Annotated in this window: 14 protein-coding genes; 8 read left to right on the top strand and 6 right to left on the bottom strand. The window is 35.1% G+C overall.

Annotation, left to right across the window (positions count from 1 at the left end; translation table 11 throughout):
* Positions 1 to 197: 197 nt before the first annotated feature.
* Positions 198 to 782 (top strand): RNA polymerase sigma factor, encoded by a 585-nt coding sequence (locus NHE85_RS12255; RefSeq protein WP_252812324.1) that lies wholly within the window; start codon positions 198 to 200, stop codon positions 780 to 782.
* A 51-nt stretch (positions 783 to 833) separates the two neighbouring features.
* Positions 834 to 980 (top strand): hypothetical protein, encoded by a 147-nt coding sequence (locus tag NHE85_RS12260; RefSeq protein ID WP_252812325.1) that lies wholly within the window; start codon positions 834 to 836, stop codon positions 978 to 980.
* Positions 981 to 997: 17 nt separating this feature from the next.
* Here NHE85_RS12260 and nth read toward each other — a convergent pair whose 3' ends face one another.
* Both nth and NHE85_RS12270 read right to left on the bottom strand, forming a co-directional pair.
* Complete coding sequence (nth, locus tag NHE85_RS12265; RefSeq protein ID WP_252812326.1) at positions 998 to 1,660, bottom strand: endonuclease III; 663 nt, start codon at positions 1,658 to 1,660, stop codon at positions 998 to 1,000.
* 31 nt (positions 1,661 to 1,691) lie between these two features.
* Positions 1,692 to 2,411 (bottom strand): hypothetical protein, encoded by a 720-nt coding sequence (locus tag NHE85_RS12270; RefSeq protein WP_252812327.1) that lies wholly within the window; start codon positions 2,409 to 2,411, stop codon positions 1,692 to 1,694.
* Between the two features lie 31 nt (positions 2,412 to 2,442).
* Here NHE85_RS12270 and bcp point away from each other — a divergent pair, with 31 nt between their 5' ends.
* Positions 2,443 to 2,895 carry a thioredoxin-dependent thiol peroxidase gene (gene bcp, locus NHE85_RS12275; protein ID WP_252812328.1) on the top strand — a complete coding sequence of 151 codons (453 nt, stop codon included), beginning with the start codon at positions 2,443 to 2,445 and terminating at the stop codon, positions 2,893 to 2,895.
* On the opposite strand, the gene NHE85_RS12280 is transcribed toward bcp, so the two are convergent.
* Complete coding sequence (locus NHE85_RS12280; RefSeq protein WP_252812329.1) at positions 2,887 to 3,285, bottom strand: Ig-like domain-containing protein; 399 nt, start codon at positions 3,283 to 3,285, stop codon at positions 2,887 to 2,889. The two genes, bcp and NHE85_RS12280, sit on opposite strands and share 9 nt — an antisense overlap.
* Before the next feature lie 426 nt (positions 3,286 to 3,711).
* On the opposite strand from NHE85_RS12280, the gene NHE85_RS12285 reads away from it, so the two are divergent.
* Positions 3,712 to 4,470: a LuxR C-terminal-related transcriptional regulator gene (locus NHE85_RS12285; protein ID WP_252812330.1), complete on the top strand. Its 759-nt coding sequence runs from the start codon at positions 3,712 to 3,714 to the stop codon at positions 4,468 to 4,470.
* Between the two features lie 7 nt (positions 4,471 to 4,477).
* Here the strand turns inward: NHE85_RS12285 and NHE85_RS12290 are convergent, their stop codons facing one another.
* Together NHE85_RS12290 and NHE85_RS12295 are read right to left on the bottom strand one after the other, a co-directional pair.
* Entirely contained in the window at positions 4,478 to 5,236 is a 759-nt protein-coding gene (locus NHE85_RS12290; protein WP_252812332.1) for a 5'-methylthioadenosine/adenosylhomocysteine nucleosidase, read from the bottom strand.
* A gap of 8 nt (positions 5,237 to 5,244) precedes the next feature.
* Positions 5,245 to 5,646 (bottom strand): helix-turn-helix domain-containing protein, encoded by a 402-nt coding sequence (locus NHE85_RS12295; protein WP_308219357.1) that lies wholly within the window; start codon positions 5,644 to 5,646, stop codon positions 5,245 to 5,247.
* Positions 5,647 to 5,730: 84 nt separating this feature from the next.
* Here NHE85_RS12295 and NHE85_RS12300 point away from each other — a divergent pair, with 84 nt between their 5' ends.
* On the top strand, positions 5,731 to 6,618 hold the full coding sequence (locus tag NHE85_RS12300; RefSeq protein ID WP_252812333.1) for an NAD(P)H-binding protein: 888 nt from the start codon (positions 5,731 to 5,733) through the stop codon (positions 6,616 to 6,618).
* 16 nt (positions 6,619 to 6,634) lie between these two features.
* On the opposite strand, the gene NHE85_RS12305 is transcribed toward NHE85_RS12300, so the two are convergent.
* The gene (locus NHE85_RS12305; RefSeq protein WP_252812334.1) at positions 6,635 to 8,101 is read right to left on the bottom strand and encodes a TonB-dependent receptor; all 1,467 of its coding nucleotides are present in this window, start codon (positions 8,099 to 8,101) and stop codon (positions 6,635 to 6,637) included.
* Positions 8,102 to 8,186: 85 nt separating this feature from the next.
* Here NHE85_RS12305 and NHE85_RS12310 point away from each other — a divergent pair, with 85 nt between their 5' ends.
* From NHE85_RS12310 to NHE85_RS12320, 3 genes are all read left to right on the top strand, one after another.
* Positions 8,187 to 8,951 carry an MBL fold metallo-hydrolase gene (locus NHE85_RS12310; protein WP_252812335.1) on the top strand — a complete coding sequence of 255 codons (765 nt, stop codon included), beginning with the start codon at positions 8,187 to 8,189 and terminating at the stop codon, positions 8,949 to 8,951.
* 123 nt (positions 8,952 to 9,074) lie between these two features.
* Complete coding sequence (locus NHE85_RS12315; RefSeq protein ID WP_252812336.1) at positions 9,075 to 9,464, top strand: hypothetical protein; 390 nt, start codon at positions 9,075 to 9,077, stop codon at positions 9,462 to 9,464.
* 40 nt (positions 9,465 to 9,504) lie between these two features.
* Positions 9,505 to 9,976: hypothetical protein (locus NHE85_RS12320; protein ID WP_252812338.1), on the top strand; the 472-nt coding region annotated here is incomplete at its 3' end.

Consider the following 9,976-nt stretch of genomic DNA (forward strand, 5'->3'; position numbering starts at 1 on the left):
TGAGTTTACCTCAATATTGTGCTAATTGTGTTAAAATTTAAATTAAGTATTGCATTTTAAACTTTTTTTATATTATATTTGGCTTATAATTAATTCAAAATTAACACTGCCTATACAAAAAATTACTTTTTAGGAAACCCAAGTTTCTGAATTTATTAACCGAGACCAAATTCAAAAAACGCTAAAAAGTATTTGCTATGGCTAATGTTATCATCCCCGACGCAGTTCTGGTTAAAAATTATGTAGATGGAGACGAAAATGCTCTTGCTACTCTAATTAACAGACATCAATCTAAAATTTACGGTTTTATTTACTCTAAAGTTACCGACAGGGATATTTCAGATGATATCTTTCAGGATACTTTTATCAAGGTAATTAAAACGCTGAAATCTAATTCTTATAATGAAGAAGGTAAGTTCCTTCCGTGGGTAATGCGTATTTCGCATAACCTTATTGTAGATCATTTCAGGAGAAACAAAAAAATGCCGATGTTCCGTGAAACGGAGGAGTTTTCTATATTCTCTATAATGACAGATAACAGCCCTAATGTTGAGAACAGGATTATTACAGAACAGGTAGAAAATGATTTGCAACGCCTTATAGAGGAACTTCCTGAAGATCAGAAAGAAGTACTTCAAATGAGGATTTATCAGGACCTTAGTTTTAAGGAGATAGCCGATTTGACTGGGGTTAGCATAAATACTGCTCTTGGCAGGATGAGGTATGCACTAATGAACCTGAGAAAAGTTATAGAAAAAAATAAAATAATTTTGACGAATTAAACAATATTGGAATGCTGCTTTGCGTTGTATAGGAAAATAAACAACCTATTCATGGCAAAACTCTACTCTAAAAAGAAATTAGCAGAAGCTCCAAAAGTGTTACCTAAACAAGATACAATTGATTTTATACTTAACTATTCTAAAGCATTGAAAATAGTTAAAACATCTAACGGTACATACGAGAATATGTCTAATTAAGAAAAACCTCCCGCAGATTAACGGGAGGTTTTTTTATTTTCATACTCATCCAGCACAGATTTACGACCAATAGTTGCGGTAATAATATCTTTTTTCAGATCCCAGCCACGCGCAGGCGAATACTCACGGCCATACCATATGATCTGTAAATGAAGTTCATTCCATTTTTCTTCCGGAAATAATCGTTTTGCATCTTTCTCGGTCTGCACTACATTTTTGCCATTGGTAAATCCCCATCGGTACATTAACCTGTGTATGTGTGTGTCAACAGGAAATGCAGGCACGTCAAAAGCCTGGCTCATTACTACGCTGGCTGTTTTATGGCCTACGGCAGGCAGTTCTTCCAAAGCCTCAAAACTTTGCGGAACCTGTCCGTTATGCTTGTCTATTAATATCTGTGAAAGTCCGTGTATACCTTTTGCTTTCATTGGTGAAAGCCCGACAGGTTTAATAATTTCCCTTATCTCTTCAATAGTTAGTTTTACCATATCATACGGGTTATCTGCTTTTGCAAACAATAGAGGAGTAATCTGGTTTACCCGAACATCGGTGCTTTGAGCACTCATAAGTACTGCAATGAGCAGGGTGTAAGGGTCTTTATGGTCTAAAGGGATTGGAATAGTTGGATATATCTCATTTAAGGTGTCCATAACGAACTGTACCTTTTGTGCTTTGGTCATTTTTAGGTATATTTTGCTTTACAAATATACGTTATGCCCAGCCATTAAAGTGTACATTATAGCATTGATTGGTGGTGAGATTTATTTTCATTTGCATATAACAAGACCCCTCATCATTTACAAATAATATTCGATTCTGAAAATCGGAAGAGTTTTTACAGGTACAATTCACCCAGATTTCCTTTTCACCATTCGCATTTATTACTGCTACAATTTGTTTCTTATAGCCTTTAGTATCAAGAAAACCGTCTCGTGTAGGACAGGAATTAAAAATTCTTTCTATTTGCAGAATGTCTTTTTCAATAAGATCATAAGGTTTCGCATTTTTATCGAAGATAAAATAGAGGTATTCAGGATTAAACTCAAAGACTGCAATATCAGGATGCTGTAAAAGATTTATTCTAGTATTTATTTTTAAAGAAGTTTTAGTAATTAAAAATCTAACACCGTTATTAAAGTCTATACTATTATTTTTTAATATTGCTTTTTTTGTTTTTAATAAAGGTATTTCGTCAGGAAAGTAAAGCGTGTCGTTTTTCAATATATACTTTCCTGTGTATGTATTTTCAATCGTATCTAATGGTCTTTTTTCTATAAGTGTGTATAAACTATCTGAAGTTAATGATAAGTTTGCATTGATGAAAATATCATTTTCAAATTTAGCTTGAAGCAGTTCTTTAGGTAATTTTTGGCTGCATCCGGTAATTATAACACAAATGGTTAATAATTGTAATATGGTTTTATATATCATTTTGTACATTTAGCTTTACAAATATACACTTATGACAACACTTACAAAAGGAGATAAAGCGCCTGATTTTTCGGGAGTTGACCAGGATGGGAAAACGCACAAATTATCAGATTATAAAGGAAAGAAACTTGTAGTTTTCTTTTATCCAAAAGCAAGTACTCCGGGCTGCACTGCCGAAGCCTGTGATCTGCGTGATAATTACCATCGTTTTCAGTCTCAAAATTATGAATTACTGGGTGTTAGTGCTGACAGCCAGTCTAAGCAAACTAAGTTTAAAGAAAAATATGACCTTCCTTTTCCGCTGCTTGCAGACGAAGACAAAAGCGTTATTAATGCATTTGGTGTATGGGGGCCTAAAAAGTTTATGGGCCGCGTATTTGACGGAATTAACCGTACCACGTTTGTAATAGATGAAAATGGTATTATTGATGAGGTAATTACAGCTGTAAAAACCAAAGAACATTCAGCACAACTATTAAAATAAAAATAACCGCTTCATACCCGATGCAGGTTTTCCGGTAAATGCAATCATGCCTGAGCCATTTCGTTCAGGTGTATTGCTGTTTACTAAAGTAAAGTTTACATAGCCATTTTCTGAATCACCTGTAACTCTTCCTCTTACTGTTAGCGTTACATTGCCATTTGCATTTGTAATACCTAAAACATCAGGCATACTGAGCCATGAGGGTAAGGTAGGTACAGAAAACTTTACTTTTTCGCCGGCAGCAGGCTGTCCGCTATGATCTTTAATATTAATTGTTACAGTAAATTTAAATTCACCATTAGTTGACAAATCCGATGCTTCAATCGTTGGATTGGCAGGGGAAAATCTGAAGGTGCCTTTGGCCGAGCCGATTTGTCTTGTAGTTGCCATAGTGGTAGATTTTAGGGGGATAATCTATATAGCAAATATCGGAAATTTTTAGAATAGGAACCACGTATTTTTACCTGTTTTTCAAATAAATATTTAATACGTAAATATTTATCTTTTAGTGCTCTTGTGCTTTAATATTTCTCATTTTTTTAACAATTTTTAAAATATTAATTAGATAAAGTGATTGATATTGTCGATGAAGTACACTGAAGTTATATTTAAATATTAAATAAATGCTTCCAAATTCTTAATCAATTTTTTGTAAAAATGCAGACTATATTGCATAACTATAGTAGTATTATTTAATAAGCCTTATAGGTATTATTCTTATATGACTTAAGGATAAAATCTATATAAATGATAGGCTTTTCCTGAATTTTTATTTTACCAGGATTGTGTTAATTTGACTTACTAAATGTAATAGTTATGACGCTGAATGTATATGAAGAGTTACAAATGATATGGAGCACAATATCTACAAATCAACCAATTAAAGATGCTTCTTTTGATATAAGTCTGCAAGAGAAATTACTTGATATTTTTCAGGCAGGGGATTATTATTATTTTATCGTAAATGTTAGAAAATCTATCATAGAGGTAATGAGTCCTGAAGTTGAAAATGTATTGGGTTATCCTTCCGGTGAGCTTACATTACCCTTTGTAATGAATATAATGCATCCGGAAGATCTGCCTTATTACCTTAACTTTGAATCAGCGATTACCAAATTTTTAAACAGCCTGTCTGGCGAAAAACTTTTTAAATATAAAATACAGCATGATTTCAGGCTTAAAAAAGCAGATGGTAATTATTTAAGGATACTAAATCAGTTTATAATTATTCAACATGAAAAGGACAATGTGCGCACATTTGTTATAAATACAGATATATCGCATTTAAAAAAAGATAACATTCCTGTTTTGTCTTTCATTGGTATGAATGGAGAGCCATCTTATAGTAATGTGAATGTAAAAAACATATTTAAACTTTCTAAACCTGTTCTTACCAGGCGTGAAAAAGATGTACTTAGAGCTCTCGCTAGAGGAATGAATAGTGCAGAGATAAGCGATGCATTATGTATAAGCAAGTATACTGTAGATTCACACCGTAAAAACATGCTTAAAAAAACAGAAGCAAAATCTACTACAGAGATTTTAGGTATTGCTTTTAATAATGGGTGGATGTAGCATTATCTTAAGATAACAAATGCTCAATAATGCATACAGAATATTTACTTGATACTTTTTCAATGAACTTAGGGAAATCCACATGTGATTGTTCATCGGCAGTATCAGATATTGTGCGTATTATTATAAACGGAATTTTATGTTCAAAACACACCTGTGCTACAGCAGCTCCTTCCATTTCAACACAAAGTATGGTAGGCAGTTTATTATGGAGGTTAAGCTTTTGTTCATTAGTTGCAAAAAACTGATCTCCGCTGGCAATATCACCTATATGCAGGTTAGGGGTGGTAATATTAAACTCAGCCAATATAGCTGCATCGATGTTGTTTTTAAGCATATTATTAACAACCAGAGGACTAATAGTATTTTTTACTTTTTCGAGTTCGTCAGTATCACACTCAAAGAATGTTTTGCCTAATAACGGAATTTCGAATTGCTGCATTAGTGGGCGGGCATCCATATCATGCTGATAAAGCCTTTTAGCAATTACAATATCACCAATGTTAAGCGTTGGGTCTATTGCACCTGCAACTCCGGTAAAAATGAGATCAGTTATATTAAAAACATGAATTAGTGTCACCACAGTAGCCGAAGCTGCTACTTTACCCCAGCGCGAAAATACTACTACTGCATTTATACCATTTATGGTTCCGGTAGTATAGGTGCGCATACCTATTATTTTACGAACCGGGTTTTCTAATAGTGCTGTAACACCTTCTATTTCCTGAGGCATAGCGCCCATGATGCCTATTATTTTATTGGTCATTTACTTAATTATAGGGTTTTTGGAAAATCTTTCAAATCTTTAAAAAAAGGTTTGTTGTTTGCTTTGCTATCTTTAATGGCCCATTCTCCCATCCCATAAAGAACGGGGCCTAATGCATTACCCATTTCAGTAAGGCTATAAGTTACATGAGGTGGAACAACAGGGAGTGCAGTGCGCACTATAAGATTATCTCTTTCTAATTGCTTTAAATGCTGTATCAGCATTTTTTCTGTGATAGCAGGAATAGCCTTACGCAATTCTCCGTATCTTTTCGCTCCATTGAGCAGATGGAATAGAATAATAGGCTTCCAATAGCCGCCTATCTTTTCCATAACGTAGGTTACAGGGCATTCTTCATGTGCAAAGCGCTTATTCTCCTGTATGGTTGAGCTTTCTTTAATTTGTGTCATATATACATACTTTAGGGTAAGTACTTGTGTAAAAGTAAGTACAAATATACATTTGTTCTAACATTAATTAAAATTTAAAAACAAATGAAAATTACAGTTACAGGTTCTTTAGGCAACATAAGCAAAAGGCTTACAGAACAATTAATATTGAAAGGGCATAACGTTACCGTGATAACCCAAAGCCCTGATAAAGTTACAGCTATAGAGTCACTGGGGGCGATTCCTGCTGTTGGATCACTATATGATTACGATTTTGTAGTGAAAGCTTTTACCGGTGCTGATGCTGTCTATGTTATGATTCCACCCAATGCAAAGACAGATGACCTTAAAAGAGAAATGAAAATATTATCAGACATCTATGCCCGCGCTATTGAAGCTGCAGGTGTAAAATATGTGGCTAATCTAAGTGGAATAGGAGCACAAAGTCCTGAAGGCAATGGACCGTCGAGTGCCTTTTATTTTTCGGAAGGCAGATTGAACCAACTTGAAAGTGTTAATGTATTGCATTTACGTCCGGGTATGTTTTACACTAATCAGCATGGCAATGTAGGGATGATTCAGCGTTTGGGTTTTATGGCTAATAATTTTGAAGCCTCGGCTACAATAGCTATGACACATCCGCATGATATTGCAGATGCTGCTGCAGAAGCATTAGATACACTCTCTTTTAGCGGAAAGCAAATTAAATATGTAGTGAGTGATGAACTTACCGGCGGACAACTTGCACAAGCAATGGGAGAGGCTTTAGGTAGACCTGATTTGCCATGGGTCATGCTTCCGGATGATCAACTGAAGCAGGGCATTATTCAGGGAGGTTTTTCTCAGCATATGGCTGATAATTTTGCCGAAATGGGCAGGGCAATAGGAGAGGGTAAGATTTGGGAGCAATATTATGCTGATAAAGCAAATGCTTATGGCACTAGAAAATTTGCAGACTTTGCAAAAGAATTATCTTTAATTTATAACAAGTAATAAAGCAAGAGCAGCCTTACGGCTGCTCTACTAATTTTTTAGGATCATAACCAAATAAATGGTTTTGTTTTATAACTTCTGCAATACCTGGTGGAAGCATTTCTTCCCATCCCGATTTGCCTTTATTTATCATTTTTAATACTTCACGAGAGAAGATGTTAAGGTTTTCAGGATCTACATCTGTAATATCAATTACTTTTCCATTAAATTTAAAGAACTTGTAAAGTTCTTTCATTCGTGGATGAACTTTAAGGTTTTCTGAATCAATAACCTCTCCATCTTCGTCTTTCATTGGGTAAAGAAATACTTTTAAATCGCGGTAAAATAATTTACCGAATGCTTCCAGAATACCCCCGCTAAGGTGTCGATAATATTTTTCATCAAAAATATCTACAAGGTTACTTACACCCATTGCCAGTCCCATACGGGCTTTGGTATAGCTTGAGAAGTATTCAACCACTTTATAATATTCCTGAAAATTGGAGATCATTACGGTTTGGCCTAACGAACAAAGTAATTCGGCACGGTCCATAAAATCGCGTTCATCTATTTCACCTTCAGAACGCAGGTTAGATAAAGTGATTTCAAATACTACAAGGGCTTTATCTTTATCTACCTTATTTTCTTCAAGAAACATTTTATATGATTTCTCATACATATCCATGTTTACCTTGGTTACAGGACGGAAACTTCCTCTTAGAGCAAGGATATTCTTTTTATAAAGTACGGCAGCAGGTAATACATTATGCCCTTGAGGGTCGAACATTACCGCGTCTGTCATTCCGTTTTTAACCAATTGCAGGCTCATAAGCCTGTTATCTACATCTGCAAAACGAGGACCTGAAAAATTGATGGTATCAATTTCAAGCTGGTCTTTATCAAGATGGTCGTATAAATAGCGTAAGAGCTTTTTAGGGTCATTGTATTTATAAAAAGCTCCATATATAAGGTTTACCCCAAGTATTCCAAGTGTTTCCTGCTGTAGGCGTGCATCTGTTTCTTTAAAACGTATGTGCAGAGTAATTTCGTTATAATCTTCATCAGGTTCAACCTGATATTTAATGCCTACCCATCCGTGGCCTTTAAATTGTTTTGCAAAATCTATAGTTGCTACAGTATTAGCATAACTAAAAAATACTTTGCTGGGGTGCTTATCGCGTTTAAGTCTGCTTTCAATAATTCTAACTTCGTGCGAAAGCATTTTTTTAAGCCTGCTTTCGGTAACATAACGGCCATCTTCCTCAACACCATATATTGCATCGCTAAAATCTTTATCATAGGCAGACATCGCTTTTGCAATGGTACCTGAAGATCCTCCGGAACGGAAAAAGTGGCGCACAGTTTCCTGTCCTGCACCTATTTCAGAGAAAGTTCCGTAGATATTTTCGTTAAGATTTATGCGTAGGGCTTTGTCTTTTATAGAAGGTACGTGCTCTATTACCCTGTCGCCCTTAAGGGTTATGTCGTCTTCAGTTAATTTCATAGCAGAAATGATATGTTGCAAAGTTAGGAAAACACTACGTTTTATAAAACAAATAATGTTATTTTTGTGAAAAAATAACCCAGTTTTGAAAGTTTGGTTTTTAGGTACAGGAACATCTCAGGGCATACCGGTAATAGGGAGTACACATCCTGTATGCCTTAGCAGTGATCCCCGCGATAAACGCCTGCGCGTATCTGTCTGGATACAGTGGGATGATGCTTCGTACGTAATAGATTGCGGACCCGATTTCAGACAGCAGATGCTTACCTGCAAATGTGTAAAACTGGATGGTATTTTATTTACTCACGAACATTCTGACCATACAGCAGGAATAGACGATATAAGGCCTTATGTGTTTATGCAGGGCGACATGCCTATTTATGCTCATAAGCGTGTAATAGAAAGCTTAAAAAAGCGTTTTGAATATATATTTGAAGAAGAGAACAGATACCCCGGAGCACCATCGGTACATGTAAATGAAGTAAAAGAAAATCAAAATTTTATTTTAAAAGGTAAAACAATAATACCTATAGGCTTAATGCATGGTAAACTTGATATATTTGGTTACAGAATTGGCGATTTTGCCTACCTGACGGATATAAAATATATTGCAGAGGAAGAAATTGCAAAGCTGAAAGGTGTAAAGGTATTAGTAGTAAGCGCTCTTAGGGAAGCTCAGCATGATACGCATTTTAACCTTAAAGAAGCTCTTGAATTTATTGAATTAATAAAGCCTGAAAAAGCCTATCTTACTCATATTAGCAGTCTTATGGGATTTCATGCCGAAGTCCAGGAAAAACTGCCAAATAATGTATTTTTGGCCTACGATAATTTACAAATAACTATATAAGATTATTATAAAATGAAAAAGAACCTTTTCTTATACCTTTTTATTTTCGCATTGCTTATCAATGTGTTCACTTACATGTTTTTTACCAATAAGCAAAAATATGAGGATGATCGTATCCAAAAAATGGAAACAAAGGTAAAAACTGCTAAAGACAGCCTTAAGGCAGAAAAAGAAAAGATAGCAAATGATAACTATTTTTCTCTTGAAAATAATTATAATGCCAAGATGTATTATGAAGGTCAGGATGCAGCTGCTATTGCTATTAAAGTGAGAGATGAGATGTATAAGCAAAATATCAATCCGGCAGGTAATCCTCTGATAGGCTATCCTGCAATGGATGGAAGGCCCTTTACAATAGCGAAGATAAAAGTGTTGAACCATAGATGGGTTATAGCCGATTTTTCTAACGGATTACGCTGGGGAGAAGTTATTTTAAAATACTTTCCTGAAGAAGATGGTTCGGTGTCTTTTGAGAGAATCGATTCAGTTTTATATGAGTTTAAACCGTATTAATATTTTTTGTACATTAGTTTCCCTTTAATAATTTAAGGTCATGAAAAAACTGATTTTACTTTCGGCTTTGATGATGTTTACACTTTCATGTGAGCAGATGTTAAAAGACCGGAAAAATGAAGATGAGGAGGTTAAAGCCGATAAAAATGTTGTTTTAGGTACTGTTAAAGATTCTCATGGCTGTGTGACCTCTGCAGGTTACAGGTGGTCACAATTAAGGAAGGAGTGCCTGAGACCTCTTGAGGAAGGATATAGATTAAACACAATAGATCAGCTTGAAGGAGAGGGAACCAGTAAAAGTGTTTTTGTAGTTTTTGAAGATGATGGCAACAGGGCTGAATTGTTTTTTCCTGATACTACCGAATCGATACTTATTAAAAAAGAGAGCAAAGACGGAGTTTATGCCAATGATCACTGGAGTCTTGAGCTGGACAAAAAATATAGCCTTAAAAAAGACGGGGTATTGCTGTATGCAGGAGCCGAAATTGAAGAAGGGCAAATAACAGGAGATG

Origin of the sequence: Flavobacterium sp. NRK1 (genome assembly GCF_024054175.1) — a bacterium.
In the GTDB taxonomy this organism is placed as follows: Bacteria; Bacteroidota; Bacteroidia; order Flavobacteriales; family Flavobacteriaceae; genus Flavobacterium.

Coding starts and splice junctions, on each gene's coding strand:
- NHE85_RS12270 (WP_252812327.1), bottom strand. CDS start 2,411: ATGATATATAAAACCATATTACAATTATTAACCATTTGTGTTATAATT.
- NHE85_RS12295 (WP_308219357.1), bottom strand. CDS start 5,646: ATGACACAAATTAAAGAAAGCTCAACCATACAGGAGAATAAGCGCTTT.
- nth (WP_252812326.1), bottom strand. CDS start 1,660: ATGACCAAAGCACAAAAGGTACAGTTCGTTATGGACACCTTAAATGAG.
- NHE85_RS12290 (WP_252812332.1), bottom strand. CDS start 5,236: ATGACCAATAAAATAATAGGCATCATGGGCGCTATGCCTCAGGAAATA.
- NHE85_RS12280 (WP_252812329.1), bottom strand. CDS start 3,285: ATGGCAACTACAAGACAAATCGGCTCGGCCAAAGGCACCTTCAGATTT.
- bcp (WP_252812328.1), top strand. CDS start 2,443: ATGACAACACTTACAAAAGGAGATAAAGCGCCTGATTTTTCGGGAGTT.
- NHE85_RS12300 (WP_252812333.1), top strand. CDS start 5,731: ATGAAAATTACAGTTACAGGTTCTTTAGGCAACATAAGCAAAAGGCTT.
- NHE85_RS12305 (WP_252812334.1), bottom strand. CDS start 8,101: ATGAAATTAACTGAAGACGACATAACCCTTAAGGGCGACAGGGTAATA.
- NHE85_RS12315 (WP_252812336.1), top strand. CDS start 9,075: ATGGAAACAAAGGTAAAAACTGCTAAAGACAGCCTTAAGGCAGAAAAA.
- NHE85_RS12255 (WP_252812324.1), top strand. CDS start 198: ATGGCTAATGTTATCATCCCCGACGCAGTTCTGGTTAAAAATTATGTA.
- NHE85_RS12285 (WP_252812330.1), top strand. CDS start 3,712: ATGACGCTGAATGTATATGAAGAGTTACAAATGATATGGAGCACAATA.
- NHE85_RS12260 (WP_252812325.1), top strand. CDS start 834: ATGGCAAAACTCTACTCTAAAAAGAAATTAGCAGAAGCTCCAAAAGTG.